This window comes from Capnocytophaga sp. FDAARGOS_737, from assembly GCF_009730375.1.
In the GTDB taxonomy this organism is placed as follows: domain Bacteria; phylum Bacteroidota; class Bacteroidia; order Flavobacteriales; family Flavobacteriaceae; genus Capnocytophaga; species Capnocytophaga leadbetteri.
In genome coordinates, this window is sequence record NZ_CP046316.1 from 79,940 (window position 1) to 99,718 (window position 19,779).

Below are 19,779 nucleotides of genomic sequence, written 5' to 3' on the forward strand. Positions count from 1 at the left end.
CTCAGCCTTCCCAACCCTCCCAGAAAAAAACAACAATAATTCCAACCTTTTAAAAAACATTTCGTTTATATAAACGAAAATTAAGATTAACAAAACCAATGAAAAAAATTATCCTATCACTGCTATTAGCAGTAACCGCCAGTGCCTTTGCGCAATCTTCTTTCAAAGGCACCCTTGTAAGCACTGACCAAAAACCAATAAGTGCTGCCAATATCATTCTTATTACCCTCCCCGATTCTACTCTTGTCAAAGGGGCTATCTCCGATGTTAAAGGCGTTTTTGAATTGCCTAACACGGCAGAGAATAAGAAAATCATTATTAAAATCACCCATTTGGAGTACGAGCCAAAGATACTTACCCCCTCACAATCGCAGTTGGGAATTATAGAGCTCACCCCTGCTACCAATCAGTTAGGCGAGGTAGTACTAACCGCCCGCCGACCAATTATCGAGCAGAAAGGCACGCGCATCAGCACCAATGTAGCACAATCATCTTTGCAAAAGATGCCCCGTGCCGAGATGCTCATCAACTTCCTACCTGGGGTAAGCACCTCGTATACCGGCGGAGGCTTTGAGGTCTTTGGCAAGGGCAACCCTATTTTTTATATCAATAACCGCCGTGTGCGCAACCTCGATGAGGTCTACCACCTTGCCCCTAAAGATATCGAAAGCATAGAACTCGAAACCCAACCGGGTGCCGAGCACGACAATACCGTAGGAGCCGTGATATATATTAAATTGAAGAAAAAACAAGGCGATGGACTTAGTGGTTCTGTCGAAAATGAAGAATATTTCCGCAAAAAAGGGCTAAATAATAACAATTGGGTAAGTATGAACTACCGCACTGGCAACACCGATATTTTTGCCAATATTGATACTTATCATAACTTCGGAAATCACTACTACCGCACCAAAGACCTACAAGTCTTTACCACCCCTAACCAATGGCGCGTTACTACTGATGAAGATAGTAATAACAACGATAAAAATGCTGAAGTGAAAGTGGGATTTGCCCACGATTTCTCTGACAAACACGCTATAGGAGCCAGTGTGCAAGGGGGTATATCGCCATATGCAGGGCACGCCTATACTGACCAACAAACAGAAACCTATCGCAATAACACCCTTATTGCCAAAGGACTCAATAAATATGACCAAATAAACCAAAACAAGAACCTCAATGCCAATGCTTACTACGAAGGCAAACTTACCTCTAAGCTAAAACTCCAAACCGATGTAGATTATATAGGGCAACGCTCAGGCAATACTTCTAATATCGCTGAGCACAACCTCCTTACTTCATCGTTGCGCCACGTGCGTACTCACCAAGATGCTGCTTCTGACTGGTGGGGACTCAAGGCAACTTTCTTACAACAGTTAGGCAAAGGAACTCTCAACTATGGGGCTGAACTTGGCAATTTGCACCGTACCGAATACTACCAAGACAATGTGCTTACCACTTCTGATATCAAGAATACTGAGAGTCGTTCAGCAGGATTTGTTAGTTTCTCATATCCTTTCGGGAAAGTAAGCCTAAAGCTCGGCACACGCTACGAGTACGCCGATTTTGGGTATTACGAAAACGGACAGAAAAGCAATGTAAAGAGCCAAACCTACCGCGATTGGTTGCCTAATGTATCAGTAGCTTTCCCTTGGGATAAAACCCAACTCACCTTTAGCTATACCCGCAAGATACGTCGTCCTGCGTTCTATGAACTCAGCGATTATAGTGCCTATAGTGCCCCTTTCTTATACAATAGAGGGAACCCCTTTGTGGTTCCTCAGCTTACTGATGAGTGGAATGCACTGGCTACCTACGGACCTCTTTCGGCTGCCGTGATATACAGTCATTTTCACAAGGCCATTCACGATGATTATGGGCTTTCAGCTACTGACCCCAATGTGATAGAGAAAACCCTTCGCAACTACGCTGATTATAATACACTTAGATGTGTGCTCAACGCTCAAACTCAGATAGGCAAGTGGATGCCTAAACTTACGTTTACGTATCTCAAACCTTTTGTAAGCGGAGTACTACCTACTAATGAGTCTTCTTTTTCTGTAGAAATGATGAATCAAATAGCACTAAGCGACAACTGGATGGTATTAGCCTTATTCAACTACGCCAGCAAGGGCACTGTTAGAGAGTATTATATGAACGAACCGCGCAGTGGGGTACACTTAGTTGTAGCGCGTATGTTTTTCAACCAATCGCTTACCGTATATGGAGGTGTAATGGACGCTTTCAACCAGTTAAACAACCATACGGAGTTCCGCAACCCTTATGTAGTGAGTCGTGCTACTAACAACTACAGCAACTACAGTATCAAAATAGGGATAAGCTATAATTTCAACGCTACCCAAAGCAAGTATAAAGGACAAAACGCTTCGGAAGAAGAAAGAAGCCGTATGTAGCAGCTACTATTAAATAACAAAAGGGCTTTGACAGTATTACCTGCCAAAGCCTCTTTTTGTTGTCAGAAAATCTACTCTTTTTTAAATGTTAAAAGCTCTTGTCCTTGTGCATCTAAGAGCACTAATTGTTTTTGTGTTACACGGTAAGCTTTTACCTTTTGTATTTCAGCGTGAAATAAGTCGGGTTGCTCCATATTTTCGCATAACATTAGAGAGGTTGCCAAGTCACTTAAAATAAGCTCCTTGTCCGTAGCTTTTTCAATCATACCCATAAAGGTATTGCAGCCGTCATTGCCATTTACCTTTTTGTCCTTTAGGTTTAGTTGTAATACGACACCCGTAGCAGCGGGTTTGCCATCAATATGGGTTAGCTGCCAACTGCCTTCTAAGGCTTCTGGAGAGGAACTGCTGCAAGCGCTAAGTGTAGCTACTACGGCGCTCCACAATAATAGTTTAATCTTTTTCATTGGTATAACGTTTTTATTTGTTTTCTATACTCTTTAAAAATATCCGCCTTTTTTGCGGTCTTCCATAGCGGCTTCTGTTACTTTGTCGTCTATACGGGTTTCGCCACGCTCTGAAATGCGAGAGGCTGTGATTTCGGAAACCACCTCTTGTAGGGTAGCCGCATTGCTCTCAACAGCCGCTGTACAGGTCATATCGCCTACCGTACGATAGCGCACGCGCTTGGTAAGGATAGTATCACTCTCATCTATTTGTATAAAAGGGGATACCGCTATCAGTCTGCCTTCGTGCTCAATAACCTCGCGGTCGTGGGCAAAATAGATAGAAGGAAGTTCGATATTTTCCTGCTCGATATAGCTCCATACGTCCAACTCCGTCCAGTTAGAGATAGGGAATACACGTACGTTTTCGCCTTTCTGTATGCGTCCGTTGTAGATGTTCCACAGCTCAGGGCGCTGTAATTTAGGGTCCCACTGACCGAACTCGTCTCTTACTGAAAAGAAACGCTCTTTGGCACGTGCTTTTTCTTCATCACGGCGGGCACCCCCTATGCAAGCATCAAAGTGAAATTCTTCGATGGTATCTAACAATGTGTGGGTTTGGAGCCAGTTGCGCGAAGCAAACTTGCCTTTGGGCTCTGTCAGTCCTTTAGCTTTAATAGTGTCTTCTACTTGGCGTACAATAAGCTCGGCACCTATACGTTTAGCCAAAGCATCGCGATATTGTAGTGCTTCAGGGAAGTTATGCCCTGTATCGATATGCACCAAAGGGAAAGGTATTTTCATTGGGGCAAAGGCTTTGATAGCCAAGTGTACAAGGGTAATAGAGTCTTTTCCGCCACTAAACAGTAGGGCAGGACGCTCGAACTGCGCTGCTACTTCGCGCATTATATAAATACTTTCAGCTTCTAATTGTTTTAAATGTTCTTTACTCATATTAGATGTCAGTCGTTAGAAAACCATATCAGATTGCTATTGTTGCAATTTAAAATTGATAGGGTATATGCCCTTTACGGCTATGGGTTCGTTGTTATGATTTTTAGCTGGGCTAAATGTTGGAAAGGATTCAAAAATGCGTCTGCCTTCAGCTGCCAAGATAGCCTCTCCTTCTACTTTTTCTACAATAATCTTGCCATTCTTGTCAATGAGGTAATGGACTAATACCTTACCTTGAATGTTTTTCTCTATAGCCTCTTTTGGGTATGAGAAAGCAAGCATTACCTTTCTATCAATACAATTGGCAAACAGGCGTTTATCTTCTCCTTTTTCGTAAGTAAGATTAGGATTTTCGCATAAAGGGAATTGTTTTACTTCATCGCTTTTCAGGTCGATAACTTTGGTTTGGGCTCGCATTGCAAAAGAAAATGCTACCCATAGTATCACGATAAAATATCTTGTTTTTACCATATTCATTAAAAAATAGCGTTAATAACTTTTTTCTTTATCTCTTCAAAATAAGGACGCTTGATATATCCTATTTTCCGAAGTATATCTCTTGTTGTATTTCCTGAGATAATATGACATTTCACATAACTCTGTCCAAAAACTTCAAAATTATGTTGCTTTTTACAAAGGACAAAGGTACTACTTTTTTAGTAAATAGCCAAATAAAAATAAAAGCGTTGCTTCTATCACAGAGCAACGCTTTCTTTGTTGTTAATAAAATATTTAGAATAATAGCGGAATGACTAAGTAGGCTACTAAGGCGGCTATCACCCCGTAGATGAACATCGGTACTGCCGTGGTTTTAATGATGCGTCCTTCGGCCTTGTCTATGCCCAATACTGAGCAAACGGCTATGATATTGTTGATGCACACCATATTACCCATCGCTCCTCCTACTGACTGTAGGGCTAAAATAAGCGGTACTGATATACCTGTAGCATTTGCCACAGAGTACTGTACTGCCCCGAAAGTAAGGTTGGATACGGTATTAGAACCTGAGAAAAATGCCCCTATGGCTCCGAGGTAAGAGGCAAACATCGTCCAATACTCGCCTGTAGCACTGGCTAACCCTCTACCTATGATTTGTACCATTGAGTTCTCACCCCCCATTAGCATCACATTCACCATAATAAGTGCCCCTACTAAGGCTAAAAATGGTTTTTGCACTTGCTTGAAGCTGGCTGTGAATAGGCTCTGAGCGTTTTTCCACTTCAGAGAGAAAATAGGGATAGAAATAAGCACCGTGATAACGAAAGGAATAAGCGCTGGTACGTACAACATCTTATAGCTTGCCGCTTGTGTGGTGGTGAAAATATCGGTGAGTGAGAAGATAAGTCCTTTGCTGAGGTGGAAGTTACCAAGGTAACCTAAATGAAGGCTGAAAAGCTCTGAACTATCATTGAGCATCGCTTTGAATGGCAATTGCTGAATGCGGGTGATAGCCAAAATAATAATAAGTGAGGCTGTAGGGAACAGGGCTTTTAGCAACTGAGGAGTGCTCACTTTTTCGTGATGTACTTCACTCTCTTCTTTTACTTTTGATAGCCCAATGCCTTTGCTAGCTACGCCTACAGAGATGAATAGCCCTATAGCACCTCCTACTAAAGAAGGAAACTCGTAGTTAAACCACGCGATGGCTACATAAGGCAGTGTACAAGCTAGTATGCTGATGATGATGAATAGTAAGTTCTGGCGTATTTGTTGCCACGATACGATAACGCGCAAAGCTAATATAGGTATTATTAGTGAAGCGAATAAATGCACTACTGAGGTAATCTGTCCGATTTCTGACAGCTGTCCGTCGTTTATATACCCTTTGTTAATAAGCTCACCAAAGCCGAACCACGTAGGGGTACCTACTGCCCCGAATGATACTGGTACAGAGTTCATAATAAGCGCCAAAATAGCTACTTGTAGCGGTTTGAAGCCTAAGCCCACTAATAGGGGAGCTGCAATAGCCGCAGGTGTACCAAAACCACTTGCCCCTTCAATCATAAAGGCAAATGCCCAGCCTATAATCATCAGTTGGGCTACAGGATTTGGGCTGATATTGCCCAACCAATGGCGCAATACGTCCATTGCTCCTGTCATTTCCATCATTCTATTGAAGAGCACCGCCCCAAAAATAACGGTAATAGGGGTCATTACCGAAATAATAGCTGATATAAAGTTAGCGTTTAACTCTAAAAACGAGCCGTCAAAATAAGTAAGGTGAATAATATATACTAAGCCTGCAATTAGTGGCAAGGCTACGTATGAAGGCAAAGCATTGCGCTTCACCATTAGGTAAATAAGCAGTACAATAGGTAGTACACTTAGAATTAAATCCATAACATTGATTTTCTTTAATTTTTCTTTCCGAGCGCAAAGATAGTGCTTTTTTTATAAAAAGCAAGCATAACGAAAGAAAAAATTATTATATCAATATTATTGATTATTTTCGGCTGTTTTATAAGCATCGATGATACTACGTACTAAGGGGTGACGAACCACATCTTTATCGTCTAAATGTAGGAAGGCAATTCCTTTTACGTTTTGCAGTATGAGCATTGCTTCTTTGAGTCCTGAGGATACTTTGCGCGGTAGGTCTACCTGCCCAGGGTCGCCTGTAATCATAAACTTGGCATTGCGCCCCATACGGGTAAGGAACATTTTCATCTGGGCGTGGGTGGTGTTTTGCGCCTCATCGAGTATTACGAAAGCATTGTCGAGCGTACGTCCGCGCATAAAGGCAAGGGGCGCAATTTCGATAATGCCAGCTTCGATGAAAGCGTTGAGCTTTTCGTGAGGTATCATATCGCGCAAAGCATCGTAAAGGGGCTGCATATAGGGGTCGAGTTTTTCTTTTAGGTCGCCAGGGAGGAAGCCTAAATTCTCGCCCGCCTCTACTGCAGGACGGGTTAGGATTATCCGTTTTACTTGTTTTTCTTTTAGCGCTTTTACCGCCAAGGCTACCCCTACGTAGGTTTTGCCCGTACCGGCTGGTCCTATGGCAAAAACCATATCGTTTTTGTGCATTAGACTGACCAATTTGACTTGGTTTTTGGTTTGCGGGCGTATGACTTTGCCGTTTACTCCGTGCACAATAATGTCGGTTTCGCTTTCTTTTTCGGCACTTTCAGTCTCAGAGGTCGATAGGATACTATCAATAGCTCGGTGGTCGAGGCGATTGTACTTAGTGGCGTAGGCTATGAGTTTTTCGAGTTGCTGTTGAAAGTCAGCTAAAAGGTGTTCTTCGCCAAAAGCGATGAGTTTGGTGCCGCGGGCTACTATTTTGAGTTTAGGGAAGAGGGTACGTATATGATTGATATTGGTATCGTCTTCCCCATAAAAAAGCTGCGGATCAACGTCTAAGTGTAGGGTAAGCTCGTTCATCAATTTTTTAGTATTGTTCTAATAAATATTTGATAAGGTCGGTGGTGGTGACTAAGCCTACGAGTTTTCCATTCTCGACTACGGGTATAGAGTGGAAGCTCTGTTTGGCAAGGATTTCGGCTACTTCTTTGATAGAGGTATCGGCGGCTACCGTTAGAGGGGTTTTAGCCATTATCTGTGGTATGGTGTACATATCGTACACTACTGAGGTTACTTCGTCTTCGCCGTCAGTCATATCAGCAAAACTGATGCGCAAAAGGTCGGAATAGCTAACAATGCCTATTATTTTATCGCCTTCGACTACTGGAATATGGCGAATGTTGTGCTTCTTGAAAAGGCGTTCGGCATCGTAAAGCGATTGGGTAGGAGTAAGGGTGATAAGCTCCTTGCTCATAATCTGTGATACGGGGACTCTTTGTTTCATATTAGTTTTTTTTAGTTTTTAGTCGTTAGTTATTAGCTTGCTAAGAGTTTGCTATGGTCTTCGGTTATTTTGCGGTAATAAGGGAGGTCGCCAACTTCGTCAATTCTTCTATTAACATCGTCTTCCTCCATATCACCTTCTTCTATATCGACTTCTTCAAACCCGCAAGAAAGAGCTAAATTATAAAGCTCTTCGGGGTCTGCTTGACTGAAGTATCTATCTATTATTTCTTTTGCTTCTGAAAATTTCATACTATTGCTCCTTTTTTTATTATTTTGTTGAACTTAATGTGTTTTTGAGGGTTATAAACAGAACAAATAGTGCAGTTGCACGTTCTAAGTTCGATTTTATTAACCCTTTCATTTTTAAATTTAATGTAAAAGTTACCTTTTATTATATCAAAAGAAAAGATGTTAGCTTTTCTTGCCCAGTTTAGTAAAAGTCCGTCATAGAATCTTAATCCTCTTTTTCTATTTCTTTGCACATTCTTTATCAAATGCAGAAAATTCTCTGCTAAATAAAGTAATGTTTTTATGCCATCGGCAGTGGTTAAGTCTAAAAAGTTTTCTTCTTTTACCTCTATTTTAGAGGCCATAACGGTATATTGGTTATACTTATACTTTTTAGTATCGTTATCCCAAGACTGGGCAATAGCCCATTTTTCAGCGAGCTCAATGGCTTTTTCGGCATTGGTAAGCACACTTTCTACGAAAAAGTAAACGCCATCTCCCAACCAGTGTGTATCTCCTTCTGATATTTGGTAATTGTCACTAAGTATTGTATGAGTATTAGCAAAATCTGTTCCGTGATAGCCTATTAAAGAAACTTCGTTCATAATTGGTTGTTAGTTATTAGAATGGTGCAATTGTTTTTTGCCCTACAAAGATACAAAATAAAAATGAATTGGCAAATAATAATTCAATAAAAAAATTATCAAAGGGGAGAAAGTGAAATGCTGTGCGTAGTATATTTTTCTGCTTTGAGGCGGATTAGTAGACGTTTGTACCTGGGTGGTTTTTTGAGTTATTCTCTAGTCTTCCTGTATCGTTCCTATATCCTTTCTATATCGTTTGTATAGGGGAGGGGTGAAAGAAAAATATTCTAAAGACGAGAAACTAAAGACAAAAGACGAAATGCAAGAGGCAAAAAAAAGACGAAGCTAAAAGTATGGCTTCGTCTTTCGTCTGTTGGATTTTGTATTTAAAAATCGGTTTCTTCGATGCTGCTGAATTTGTCTTTCCAATTGGCTACCGCTTCGTATTTAGCTTTGCTTCCTTTAGGGACGTATAGCACTCGGTTAGCGCCTGCTAGTTTACTAGGGAAGGTGGTGCGGAATACTTTTGGAGGCTCTGTAGCGGCGATACGTAGGCTTGCTAACTGACGACAAAAGTTAAAGGCACTAGCTCCTATCTCAGTAGTTTGAGCAGGTAGGCTAACGCTCTTTAGTTCGGCACAATTAGCAAAGGCTTCTTTGCCTAGCTTTAGCGGACTGCCCTCTACCCCTGTGATAGTAACCGTTTTGACTGAAGCATTTGATTGAAAGGCTCCTGTACCGATACTCTTTACTCCCTCTAAGTTGATGTACTCTACCTGTTGGCAGCTATGAAAAGCATTATTGCCAAAAGTCTCTACGCCTTTGGTAGTGACAGAGATAAACTCGCCAAAACCTTTGAACACGTTGTCGCCTACGGCTTTTACGCCGGTAAGCACCAAATGAGTGTCGTCAGCGAAATTGTGGCGGTCGGAGTGGGTGATGGTTTCACTCTCAACACTATAGAGTGCTTTTACGCTTACGGCGATTTCAGCTTTTTGCTGGCTCTTGGTATCGACTACGGTTACAGTAGTAGTACCGGTGGCTACGCTGGTGAGCTGTAGCGTATTGCTTACCACCTCTAAACTAACGATAGGTAGTGCCGTGGTGGCGGTATAGCTGCCTGATCCTGCGGTAATGCCTACCGACTGGGTGCTGCTAAGGGTAGTGAAACTAACCGTATTGGTAGCCACACTTAGGTTATCGTAGTGGGGGGTAGGAGTGGGGTTCTCTCCTCCTTTATCGTCTTTGCCGCAAGCTACAAGGGCTGCAGCGCATAAAAAGGTAAGTATTTTCTTCATTTTGAATAAGGTTTAAAAGATTATCTGTTAGGGACTGCTATAGCAGGGAACTTGATAGGTATGCTATAGCTTTGGAATAGGTAGGTGTCGAATCTATTACCATATTTGGTTTGTAGGTTCTTCACATACAGTCCGTTGCGGCTAAGGGCTAAGATAGCATAAATGGCCTGCTGTGCTTTGGCGTAAATAGCGCTGTTTTCAGGCTTCTGCCAAAGAGTCATATTGCTTGAGCTTAGGTCTCTTAACGGTGTGTCGATAAAGAGGCGTTTGTCTCTTAGCGAAAAGGTAGATACCGAATAAAGACTTGCTGAAGTACCACCAAAATTGTATTCTACAAAGATACCGCAAATTCCCCTTTGGAAAATGATGTCGATGCGGCTAAAAGACTTAGTATCATCGATTTTGAACACGGTGTTATAGAATAAGTCAGAGGTTTGTGGCGCCTCTTTTACATAGCTGTTGAGCAGTACTAACTGGCTGATATTGTTGAGCTCGGCATAGTCGTTGCTCAACTGATCGGGGGTAGGGTTACGGGTAAACCTTATCTCGGCAGTAACGCTCTCGACGGTAGCAATATAGCGCGCAGGTGAGGCATTATTGTCCCAAGGCAATTCGGTGAAAGTCTTGCCTTCGATTACTAAAGGAGGATTGAATTTGAGTCCTTCGGTAGTAGGGAGTACGCCTGTTTTTAGCACTTTGCCGCTATTGCTTGTAGAGGTAAGGGTTAGATACCTATGCGATAGCGATAGGCTGTAATTCTCGACATTGCCATTAGCGGTTACTTTGAAATAATGCCTAATGGGTTCGCTCCCTAAAGCCTCTATGCTTCCCCAGAGGTTTTGCATAGTACTCCACTCTTGTGCCGTAGCAGGTTCGAAATACACAAACTGTTCGGTATCTTTTCGCTGGGTACGGAATTTTAGTTTATTGCCCTCTTTGCCGTAGTAGATGAATTGGAATTCGCCTTCTAAGCCCTTACCATTCAAATCGCTTGGGTTTTGAGGGTCGCCCAGCTTATGGATATGGTTATAGGTAGAGAATACCAATAGGGTGCCTTGCGCCTCTTGTATAGTGTATTGGCTTTGGGTAGAGCCGAATTCTTCGCCTATATCGGAGGTCATTTCGACCCTTCCGTTTCGGTCGAACTTCATCAGTAAGGTATAGCCCCCGAATGTTTCGCTATTAGTGAAATAGGAGAGCTTCCACCCTTGCTCAGAGGCAGTAAGGGCTGCAAGGAGTTCGTTTTTGTTTTGCTCAAAACGTTCAGCAGGTGTTTTGCCAAAGAGGTCTTCGGGTTCGTTCTTCTGGCAGCTAACAAAGGTTGCTAAAAAAAATACAAATAAAATCTTCTTCATAGTGTAAATATGCTATAGAGGTACTCCCCAAGCAGGGAAGGTATACAAAGGATACTCGTGGCTTTGTAGGTAATATACAGGGTTGTCGGTAAGCGGTTCGATAACTATATCTTTTTTCTTGATATAGTAACCTTGTACGCCCAAGCTGTATATAGCCCCTAACGCGCGTTTTGCTTTCTCTAAAACGGCAGCATTCTTTGCGTCATTCCAAGCCGTAGCATTGCTTGATCTTAATCGGCTATCTAAGTTTTTGAGGTAAAGACGGTTGTTTTTCAACTCGTACTCGCAATTTACTTGAATGATAGAGAAACCGCTGCCGGCAAAAATATGACCTATTTGTATTTCGCATTCTCCTGCGTCTACGAAGTTGATTTTAAGCATAAACAAGTCGGTGCTGTTATTTACCTTTAAAACATCTTCATAGAAAGTTTTAGACATAAACTTATTGTTTTTGAAGTGTTGTGTCATTATGGAGAATCCTTCGATGCTTGTATTGATATCTCTGTAATCATTAGAACTTAAGAACTCTGGGCTTATTGAAGAAAAGAATAAGCTGGCGGTAACCCCATCGACTGTCGCACTGTAGGTAGGAGTAACGGTACCCCCACTGTGGGTAAGCGAGGTGAAGCTCTTGCCTTCGATAGTAAGAGGGCTTAAGAAAGCGATACCTTCTTGAGTAGCTGCTACGGGGGCTTTGATGTTAGTATCCTTTAGGGCTAAGACTCTGCTATCAAAACTTACATTGTAATAGGTAACAGACTGTGTAGCCGTTGTTACCTTTAGATAGTAATAGTCAGTAAGTTTTGTTATAGGGTTGAGGTTAGCAACGAAAGCATCAATATTTGACCAATCATTAGCGGTAGCGGGCTCGAAAACAAGGGTGGGTTTGCTGCTCTTCAATAGGTTTAGAAACTTGAGGTTGTTGCCCTCTTTGCCTGCGTATTGAAATTGGTATACCTTGCCCGATAAACCATTAGCGGCGTTGCCTTTGATAGCATCGGCTAATTGGTGGAGGTAGTTTTGCCCTATAAAGCTTAATACAAGAGCCCCATTTTTTTCTTGGGTGCTATAGCTGGTAGCTGTAGGGGTAGTAGTTGATGAGATGTCGGAGGTCATAGTAACGGTACCATCATCGCCAAACTTCATCAAAAACTGGTAGCCCCCAGTAGAACCATCTTCGGCTATATAGGTGAGTTTCCAGCCATCTTTATTGCTAGTAAGCTCGTTTTGTAAGGCTTTATTTTGCTCTTTTCTGTCCTCATCTTGAGAGGTGTCGTCATCGTTTTTTTGGCAACTTGCCAGCAGGGCAAGTGCAGCTAAGAATAGTATTTTTTTCATAGCAATATTTTTTTAAGGTTATAAAAGCTATTATTTATCTATACCGAGGAATGGTGCGATGTACTCAGGGGCGCTAAAACTTTGCAATCTGTAGAGTTTATAGCCTGAGTAGGTACCACTGCTCTTGACATAGAAGCCTCCAGCCCCGAGGTCTAATATTTTTTGTATTAGAGCTCTACCTTTGGCAAGAATAGCTGCATTTTGAGTTCGTCTCCAACTGTTTTGTACGTTTAGAGAGGTAGGATTGTTTAAATATAAGCGTTTGTTGTTAAGCTCATAGTTACAATCGAGGTAAATCCAAGAGTTTCTGCTATCGCCGTCGAACTTGTATCCTACTTGTATAGAGCAAGTGCCGTCATCTTCGAAATCTAATCTAAAGATGGCGAAGGTTTTACCCCCTCCGAGCTCGAGAAGTTCTTTGAACACATCAGACATCAAAGGATGGTTTACCATAGGGTTTGGCACTATCACTAAACCTGATATGCTGGTGTTAATATGCTTATAATCATCGTTTATAAGCTCTTGAGGTGGCACTAATGAATAGCTTAGCTTGGCAGTAGTACCTTCGACAGTAGCCTTATAGGTAGGAGGGTTAGTGCTGTTATCTCTGACTAAACCGGTAAAGTTTTTGCCGAGAAGGCTAAGAGCCGGCTCAAAAGCAATTCCGTTATTGGTAGGCACCACATTGGCTTTTATTGTTTCATTCCCTGTAATTGATTTTAACGTTAGGAAGCGGTGTGCAAAGCTCATTTCATAGCCTGTACTGGTAGCGGTATTGCTAACGGTAAAGAAATAATTATCGGCATTGTCTTCGATGAGGTTGATGTTTTCGCCCCACGTTTCTACATTAGCCCAATCATTGGCAGTGGCAGGCTCGAAATATACAAACTGCTCGGTATCTTTTCGCTGGGTACGGAACTTGAGTTTGTCGCCTTCTTTGCCGTAGTAGATGAATTGGAATTCGCCTTCTAAGCCTTTACCATTTAAATCGCTTGGGTTTTGAGGGTCGCCCAACTTATGAATATGGTTATAGGTTGAGAATACCAATAGAGTACCTTGCGCCTCTTGTATGGTGTACTGGCTATTGGTAGGGGTGTAGCTACCGCCTATATCAGAGGTCATAGTGACGGTGCCTTCGGCAGAGAACTTCATTAGGACATTGAAAGTACCGAACTTCTCTTTATTGGTGGCATAGGCTAACTTCCACCCTTGCTGAGGGGCCGTAAGGGCAGCGCGCAATTCGCTTTGGCTTTGCTCAAAACGCTCAGAGGGCGTTTTGCCAAAGACATCGTTAGGTTCGTTCTTTTGGCAGCTGACTAAAAGAACGAGTATAGAAAGGAATAATAATTTTTTCATAGTCATTACTGTTGTATTTTACGTTGTACTTCAGCTTGTAGTTCATAGAAATCGATATTCCATTCGCTTTTGAAATAGTTTACTACGAAAGCTTCTTTTTTTCGTAAAGCCTCTTTGCCTGTGGCACTGGTGATAGCATTAATCTTAGTATCCCAAGCAGTTTTGCCCATTATAAGCATATGTGCGGTCATCTCGGCAAAGTCTTCGATGTTATTAGCACGAGCGTAAGCACTGATAAAACCTAATTGTAGGGCTTCGGCATCAGTATGGTTATTCCATACAGCCGTGTAGCCTGAAGGGGTAATCTTAGCAAACTCGTCGCTGTAAGGTTTTTTCTGATTGACAATGTGGCAATACTCGTGGTGCACGGTATGGAAGTACTCGCGCACTCTATCGCGGTCGGTTAGGTCTATTTTATCGACCCCAAATAGGGCTATCTTCATACCACTATCGGCAAAACCTAAGGTGATAGTACCATTTTCCTCATTGACTAACCAACTGCCAATAAGTGATATTTGACGAGGAGCAGCCCCTTTGATAAAGTCTTCGCCAGCTATACGGGTATAAGGGTCTATCCAAATACGTTTTAGCTTTTTGAGTATGGGGACAACATTGCTTTCGGTAGCAGGATAAAGGTATTTTTTTTGATTTTCATCGCTGAAATCATTATCGACAAACTTATAAAGGACACCTACATTATAAGGTTTTTGGATACTATCGTAGATATACTGCTCAATATTATTTCGGGTTTGAGCAGAAGGCTCTTCGATTACACTCTTTTCGGTATCGAGTGCTTTTTCTTTTTGGCAAGCTGTAGTTAGTGCTACAGTCATTGCTAATATATATATCTTTTTCATATAGTTGCTATTTTATAAGTTTGTTATCTTGGGTTAGCGGTAAGCCCTTGCTTTATAGCGTAGTCGGGCAATTGTAGTTCGCGTCTTGGGTCGTTTTTAGGTAACTCGATAGTAGCACCGTCTTTGAGGTGGGTAATCTTCATACCGAGACGTTTGTTATCGAACCAACGGAGCCCCTCGAAAGCGAATTGTACACGGCGCAAATCTAACAAGCAAGCTAACCATACACGTTGGCGAGAGTTAAGAGTATAGGCAGGGTCGAGATCAGTGCCTTTGCCGTTGTATTTAGTTTCTATCACACTCTCGGTAAGACCGCTAGTATTGAAGTCAGCTTCTGTTTTGACAGGCAAGAATACTTTTAGGTCATCTAAGAACTTAGTGTATTCGTTTTTCATCAAGTAGGCTTCCATACGGTTTAGGATAACTTCGTCATACGATAGTAGGGTAACCATAGTATGAGGGACACCTGTTCCTGCTGATACATTCATATCAGTATAATAAGGTTGGAATTTTAGCAGGTTTTGGTTATTGACAGTAGCACCGTATACGGTATAAGCCCAACTTAAATTTAATGGGTGGGTACGCGCATTGATAATTTGGTTGTTCATCAAGTCGTAAGTCATACCGTATTTGTTAGAAGTTTGTCTGAATTGATACTGAGAGAGTACGCCCGCTATCAACAGGTTAGACACTTCGGCACTGCTGCTGTTTTGTTCGCGTTTTTGCAAAGCCGTAAGGGACTTTTGTTGTACCTTTTCATTGCGCAATTTGCTTTGAGGATTGCTGCCCAAAATCGCGTCGGCGTGCTCGATAACTTTATCCCAATCGCCTTTGTATAGGTAAAAACGAGTGGCAAAAGCGTGAGCCGCTTCTTTAGTAAAGTGGAATTTGGGTTTGCTGTACTTAGTATTGTCAATCAAAGGTAAGCCCTCATTGAGGTCTTTTTCGATAGCATTATAAAAAGCCTCGAGCGATATGCGTTTGTATTTACCAAACACTACAGTTTCGGGCTTATCAACATAAGGCAAGCCTAAATCGGTAGCCGCTGTAGCTGGATTGAAAGGTTTGCACCACAAATATGCTAACATAAAGTGAGCATAAGCACGCGCTACTAAAGCTTCGCCTTTTAGAAATTTTTGAGCGTTGCCTCCTTTCATCTGCTCGAGTGACGCTAAGGCTTGGTTAGCAGAAGCGATGGCATTATAAGCGGCTGTCCAATAGAATACAGGGGTATCGCGTGTGGTTTCGTTGCTTCCTCTCCAAGTATACAAGTCGGTGTTGAGGGGGCTTGATTCGGGTAGGGTAACCTTATCGCTAGCGTTATCGCTCATAGTTTCGGCTATATCCATATATAGTCCGTTAGGGTAAGCACTTACTAACAGCTCTTGAACCTCTTCGACCGTGTCTATTTCAGTACGGTTATCAGGCAATTCGTCTAAAAATTTATCGCAAGAACTTAAGCCAAATAAGCTTAAACTTACTAAAGGTATATATATCTTTTTCATTGTTAGCATTTTTTAAATTCCGAGATTGATAGTGAATGTATACTGAGAAGTAACAGGGTAAGCAACCCCACCAGAGCGGAAAAACTCAGGGTCTTGTCCGTTGAGGTCTTTATCAGCATAGATTAAGAAAGGATTGGTAGCTTGCAAACGTAAGCTAAAGTTGCTAACGCGTAAAGCATCGAGTACCTCTTTGCCAAAAGTATAAGAAAGGCTTATACTCTTCATACGAGCAAACGAACCATCGACTACTCTTGCAGAAGAATAGTTGTAAGCGTTATACACTCTTCTGAGTGTGTTTTCGCCTAACTCGGTAATGGTTCTCTTGCTTGGAATAGCAGGGATGTTAGTGATTTGCTCATCGCCAGCAGCTACCCAACGGTTGCGCATTTCTTTAGGGAAAACGCTTAGGTCATTATAATCAACACTGTACTGAGGGGCTTTGCGTATCTTATTACCCGCTTGTACGGTGATAAGGGCGCTGAGTTCCCAGTTTTTATAACGGAAGGTGTTAGAAAGACCTCCGGTGATGTTAGGCTCTACTGCTCCTTCTTTCTTCAGATAGCTTAAGATATTAGTAATCGATTGGAAGTTAATATCTTGGTAAGCTGTACTGCCGTTTAGCAAGTTGAAGAGCGGCATTCCCTTATCGCTAAGACCGATAAAATCGTATGAGTAGAGGGTATTGCGCGCGCCTCCTAATACATTTCCTCCTAAATCGCGTACTAAGTTGTAAACGTTAGGCTCATCGGAAAGCTTGGTAATTTCTTGATTGAAATAGGCAAAGTTGATACCGGTACTCCAGCTAAAGTTGTCTGTTTTGATGTTTTTAGTATCTAATGCCAACTCTATACCTTTGGTTACCATTGAGGCATTGTTGGCTAACTTGATACGTTGCCCCCCGATACCAGAGGTATTTACATAGTCAATCAGGTCTTTAGAGTTCTTTTGGTATATGTCGGCAGAAAGGGTGAGGCGGTTTTTGAATAGCCCTAATTCAAGCCCTAGGTTGCTTTCATATACTTTTTCCCAAGTAAGCTCGCTGTTTTGCAAAGAAGAGATTCGGATAGCACTTTCTTTATCGCCACTTCTGTAACGCTCCATTACGGCATTTCTGAAGATAGGTAAGGCATTACTTGCAGGGCTTAAGCCGGCGATAAGTCCGTAGCTGGCTCTGAAAGCAAGATTAGAGATGGTGCTATTGTTTTCTAAGAACTTCTCGTTGCTAGCATTCCAACGGCCACTGATATTCCACGTAGGTAACCAACGCGCTGAACGACTGCGACCTAATTGGTTAGTACCTTCGTAATTGAGTGTACCTGCTAATACGTAGCGGTTGTCGTAAGTGTAAGTACCTTGAGAGAAGAAAGCTATACCACGCTCTTTGGTGTATGATTTGCCATAATAAGGGTTGCTTTCGTCAATAGCCTTTTGTACGGCACGGTAATCGGTGAAAACGGTGCCTCCGCGGTTGAACTGATAGCCATAACCTGTAAAGTTATTATTATCGCGGTCGGTATGGCGATACTCTTGCCCTAAGAATATCTTTATGTCGTGAACATCTTTGAGTAGTCTTTTGAACTCTAACGCATTACGGAAATAGTAGCTTTGGAGGTTGTTTTCGCTTAGCTTAAAGATACCTCCTTCAGGCATTACTACTTTGGCGATAGCCTCGGGGTCGTTAGGATCGGTGAATAAGAAAGGGTTTTGCTGTCTTACTATAGTAGTTTCGGCAGCACGGAAAGCATTTGACACGTTAGAATCTTCGGTGATAGAGTGTTCGCTGCTGCTCTTTACGTGGCGCACAGACCCTAAGAAGTTATATTTTAACCCTTTAGCTAATTTTATCTCTAAATCGCCTTGTAGCTTTAACTCGATAACATTCAGGTCGATGTAGTTATTAGCTAGCTCGTTAAGGATATTCATCTTAGCGTAGTTATAGCGATAGTACTCGAGGTTGCCATTATCGTCATACGGACGCAAAGTGCGGCTGGTGTTGAGCGCATAACTGAAAGGGTTGATGTCGAAATCGCGGTCGTACCCCCCACTAACGGTGTTTTCTGAACGAGCAAAAGTACCCGGTGCTTTCTGAGTACGGATAGACCCTTGGGTAAGGATTCCTATCTTCACATTAGGAGAAAGGGTATAACTTGTCTTTAAGTTACCTGTAACGCGGTGTACGCGGTCGGCTATTGTCCAACCTGGGTCGGCAAAGAAACCTATTGAACCATAGATAGAAGCGTTTTCGCCCCCACCTGAAAGGCTCACGGTATGGTTTTGAGTAAGTGAAGGACGGAATAGGGTTTTAAACCAATCGGTATTGGCGTATTCGTATTTGCGCAAGAAAGCTGCACGCGCTGCATCGGAGTTTTCGAGTAAAAACTTGCCTGTAGCAGGGTCGTAAGTATCGATAGCGCGGTACATAATATTGTATACCCCTCCGTAACGACCTTGGGTGTGTGAAGAGAGTGAGAAGTAGCCTTTGCGCTCTAACTCTTGGTATACGTCCATTGTCTCTTGAGAGTTCATAATGTCGTACTGGCTATAGGTAGGCACCATACGCACTGATTCCTCTAACTGGTAATTCACTTGGGTTTTCATATTGCGTTTGCCCCCTTTAGTGGTGATAATCACTGCACCGTTGAGCGCACGTGCCCCATAGAGTGAAAGCGCAGAAGCGTCTTTAAGGATTTCGATGCTCTCGATGTCGTTGGCATTGATACCTGAGATAGCTGAGCTTACTAAGGTAGAAGCATCACCAGAGGCGAGCTGTTCGAAGGTTAGCGGTACTACCTCTTCTTGTACAGCCCCATCGACTACCCATAGCGGTTTGGTATCGCCAAAGATAGATGAACCCCCACGAATGGTGATTTTAGGTGAAGTACCAAAAGTACCTGAAATGTTCTGTACGTTTACACCGGCTGCACGACCTTCAATCATACGCCCTACGTCTACAACGCCGTCCATTTTGATATTGTCGGCTTTGAGGGTTTGGGCATTACCGGTAAATTTAGAACGGTCGAACTCTTGGTAGCCGGTAACCACCACCCCTTCGAGCTGTTGCGCTTCGTCTTGAAGGGTAACATTGATTACTTTGTTGGCACCAACAGTGCGTTCAACGGTTTTAGCTCCTAAAGAAGAGAAAACGAGCACCGTTTTGTTATTAGGGACTTTGATGGAGTATTTACCATCTAAGTCAGTAGCTACCCCGTGAGAGGTGCCTTTAACAACTACAGAGGCACTGGGTAGTGGAGTGCCATCGCTGTCTTTTACTACCCCTGTGATGGTGAGCTCTTGGGCATAGGAAAGTCCTACCGCCGATAGCACCCATAGCAGTACATACGTCAGTTTTTGTCTCATCGCTATTACTATTATTTTATTAACGGGGGCAAAACTAAATAAAAAATATCTACAATGCAAATATAAAAAGAATTTTTTTTCATACTAAATATGATATTATAGCAAAAGTAACTTATACAAGAGGTTTTGCTTATAATGTAATTAAATTGTTAAAACGGTATGGTATTTATGTTATAATACTGCAAACTGTTGCGAATATGTCAAAAATATAAATGATTTTTTGAAGCTTTTATATGTAAAGTTGTATTTTTAAAGTTCTGATAATCAGTATTAAATA

16 protein-coding genes are annotated in these 19,779 nt (G+C 42.2%); 1 reads left to right on the forward strand and 15 read right to left on the reverse strand.

Going from position 1 to position 19,779, the window contains the following annotated elements; all coding sequences use genetic code 11:
- Positions 1-98 precede the first annotated feature (98 nt).
- Positions 99-2,414, forward strand: a complete 2,316-nt coding sequence (locus tag FOC45_RS00370) for a TonB-dependent receptor domain-containing protein (protein WP_009390816.1) — start codon at positions 99-101, stop codon at positions 2,412-2,414.
- A 71-nt stretch (positions 2,415-2,485) separates the two neighbouring features.
- Here the strand turns inward: FOC45_RS00370 and FOC45_RS00375 are convergent, their stop codons facing one another.
- From FOC45_RS00375 to FOC45_RS00445, 15 genes are all read right to left on the reverse strand, one after another.
- The gene (locus FOC45_RS00375; RefSeq protein ID WP_009390815.1) at positions 2,486-2,881 is read right to left on the reverse strand and encodes an META domain-containing protein; all 396 of its coding nucleotides are present in this window, start codon (positions 2,879-2,881) and stop codon (positions 2,486-2,488) included.
- Positions 2,882-2,914: 33 nt separating this feature from the next.
- The gene (cysD, locus tag FOC45_RS00380; RefSeq protein ID WP_009390814.1) at positions 2,915-3,814 is read right to left on the reverse strand and encodes a sulfate adenylyltransferase subunit CysD; all 900 of its coding nucleotides are present in this window, start codon (positions 3,812-3,814) and stop codon (positions 2,915-2,917) included.
- 36 nt (positions 3,815-3,850) lie between these two features.
- The gene (locus tag FOC45_RS00385) at positions 3,851-4,285 is read right to left on the reverse strand and encodes an energy transducer TonB (RefSeq protein ID WP_196774061.1); all 435 of its coding nucleotides are present in this window, start codon (positions 4,283-4,285) and stop codon (positions 3,851-3,853) included.
- Between the two features lie 261 nt (positions 4,286-4,546).
- Positions 4,547-6,154, reverse strand: coding sequence for an L-lactate permease (locus FOC45_RS00390; RefSeq protein WP_009390808.1), 1,608 nt, complete (start codon positions 6,152-6,154; stop codon positions 4,547-4,549).
- A 96-nt stretch (positions 6,155-6,250) separates the two neighbouring features.
- Positions 6,251-7,198 carry a PhoH family protein gene (locus FOC45_RS00395; protein WP_009390806.1) on the reverse strand — a complete coding sequence of 316 codons (948 nt, stop codon included), beginning with the start codon at positions 7,196-7,198 and terminating at the stop codon, positions 6,251-6,253.
- A gap of 7 nt (positions 7,199-7,205) precedes the next feature.
- Positions 7,206-7,622: a CBS domain-containing protein gene (locus FOC45_RS00400; protein WP_009390802.1), complete on the reverse strand. Its 417-nt coding sequence runs from the start codon at positions 7,620-7,622 to the stop codon at positions 7,206-7,208.
- Between the two features lie 32 nt (positions 7,623-7,654).
- Positions 7,655-7,873: a hypothetical protein gene (locus FOC45_RS00405; protein WP_009390800.1), complete on the reverse strand. Its 219-nt coding sequence runs from the start codon at positions 7,871-7,873 to the stop codon at positions 7,655-7,657.
- Positions 7,870-8,457, reverse strand: coding sequence for a hypothetical protein (locus FOC45_RS00410; RefSeq protein ID WP_009390799.1), 588 nt, complete (start codon positions 8,455-8,457; stop codon positions 7,870-7,872). The genes FOC45_RS00405 and FOC45_RS00410 overlap by 4 nt, the downstream gene beginning before the upstream one ends.
- A gap of 365 nt (positions 8,458-8,822) precedes the next feature.
- Positions 8,823-9,734 carry a leucine-rich repeat domain-containing protein gene (locus FOC45_RS00415; protein WP_009390797.1) on the reverse strand — a complete coding sequence of 304 codons (912 nt, stop codon included), beginning with the start codon at positions 9,732-9,734 and terminating at the stop codon, positions 8,823-8,825.
- Positions 9,735-9,754: 20 nt separating this feature from the next.
- On the reverse strand, positions 9,755-11,089 hold the full coding sequence (locus tag FOC45_RS00420; RefSeq protein WP_009390795.1) for a DUF4302 domain-containing protein: 1,335 nt from the start codon (positions 11,087-11,089) through the stop codon (positions 9,755-9,757).
- Between the two features lie 12 nt (positions 11,090-11,101).
- Positions 11,102-12,427, reverse strand: coding sequence for a DUF4302 domain-containing protein (locus FOC45_RS00425; RefSeq protein WP_009390792.1), 1,326 nt, complete (start codon positions 12,425-12,427; stop codon positions 11,102-11,104).
- Between the two features lie 30 nt (positions 12,428-12,457).
- Positions 12,458-13,783: a DUF4302 domain-containing protein gene (locus FOC45_RS00430; RefSeq protein WP_034539492.1), complete on the reverse strand. Its 1,326-nt coding sequence runs from the start codon at positions 13,781-13,783 to the stop codon at positions 12,458-12,460.
- Between the two features lie 5 nt (positions 13,784-13,788).
- Positions 13,789-14,640 (reverse strand): putative zinc-binding metallopeptidase, encoded by an 852-nt coding sequence (locus FOC45_RS00435; RefSeq protein ID WP_009390788.1) that lies wholly within the window; start codon positions 14,638-14,640, stop codon positions 13,789-13,791.
- A gap of 23 nt (positions 14,641-14,663) precedes the next feature.
- Positions 14,664-16,154, reverse strand: a complete 1,491-nt coding sequence (locus FOC45_RS00440; RefSeq protein WP_009390786.1) for a RagB/SusD family nutrient uptake outer membrane protein — start codon at positions 16,152-16,154, stop codon at positions 14,664-14,666.
- A 3-nt stretch (positions 16,155-16,157) separates the two neighbouring features.
- Positions 16,158-19,502, reverse strand: a complete 3,345-nt coding sequence (locus tag FOC45_RS00445) for a SusC/RagA family TonB-linked outer membrane protein (RefSeq protein ID WP_009390784.1) — start codon at positions 19,500-19,502, stop codon at positions 16,158-16,160.
- Between the last annotated feature and the right edge of the window lie 277 nt (positions 19,503-19,779).

Excerpts from the sequence above, each read along its gene's own strand:
- FOC45_RS00370 (WP_009390816.1), top strand. The coding sequence starts at position 99 with ATGAAAAAAATTATCCTATCACTGCTATTAGCAGTAACCGCCAGTGCC.
- cysD (WP_009390814.1), bottom strand. The coding sequence starts at position 3,814 with ATGAGTAAAGAACATTTAAAACAATTAGAAGCTGAAAGTATTTATATA.
- FOC45_RS00430 (WP_034539492.1), bottom strand. The coding sequence starts at position 13,783 with ATGAAAAAATTATTATTCCTTTCTATACTCGTTCTTTTAGTCAGCTGC.
- FOC45_RS00375 (WP_009390815.1), bottom strand. The coding sequence starts at position 2,881 with ATGAAAAAGATTAAACTATTATTGTGGAGCGCCGTAGTAGCTACACTT.
- FOC45_RS00410 (WP_009390799.1), bottom strand. The coding sequence starts at position 8,457 with ATGAACGAAGTTTCTTTAATAGGCTATCACGGAACAGATTTTGCTAAT.
- FOC45_RS00400 (WP_009390802.1), bottom strand. The coding sequence starts at position 7,622 with ATGAAACAAAGAGTCCCCGTATCACAGATTATGAGCAAGGAGCTTATC.
- FOC45_RS00415 (WP_009390797.1), bottom strand. The coding sequence starts at position 9,734 with ATGAAGAAAATACTTACCTTTTTATGCGCTGCAGCCCTTGTAGCTTGC.
- FOC45_RS00440 (WP_009390786.1), bottom strand. The coding sequence starts at position 16,154 with ATGCTAACAATGAAAAAGATATATATACCTTTAGTAAGTTTAAGCTTA.
- FOC45_RS00420 (WP_009390795.1), bottom strand. The coding sequence starts at position 11,089 with ATGAAGAAGATTTTATTTGTATTTTTTTTAGCAACCTTTGTTAGCTGC.
- FOC45_RS00395 (WP_009390806.1), bottom strand. The coding sequence starts at position 7,198 with ATGAACGAGCTTACCCTACACTTAGACGTTGATCCGCAGCTTTTTTAT.
- FOC45_RS00445 (WP_009390784.1), bottom strand. The coding sequence starts at position 19,502 with ATGAGACAAAAACTGACGTATGTACTGCTATGGGTGCTATCGGCGGTA.
- FOC45_RS00405 (WP_009390800.1), bottom strand. The coding sequence starts at position 7,873 with ATGAAATTTTCAGAAGCAAAAGAAATAATAGATAGATACTTCAGTCAA.
- FOC45_RS00385 (WP_196774061.1), bottom strand. The coding sequence starts at position 4,285 with ATGGTAAAAACAAGATATTTTATCGTGATACTATGGGTAGCATTTTCT.
- FOC45_RS00435 (WP_009390788.1), bottom strand. The coding sequence starts at position 14,640 with ATGAAAAAGATATATATATTAGCAATGACTGTAGCACTAACTACAGCT.
- FOC45_RS00390 (WP_009390808.1), bottom strand. The coding sequence starts at position 6,154 with ATGGATTTAATTCTAAGTGTACTACCTATTGTACTGCTTATTTACCTA.
- FOC45_RS00425 (WP_009390792.1), bottom strand. The coding sequence starts at position 12,427 with ATGAAAAAAATACTATTCTTAGCTGCACTTGCCCTGCTGGCAAGTTGC.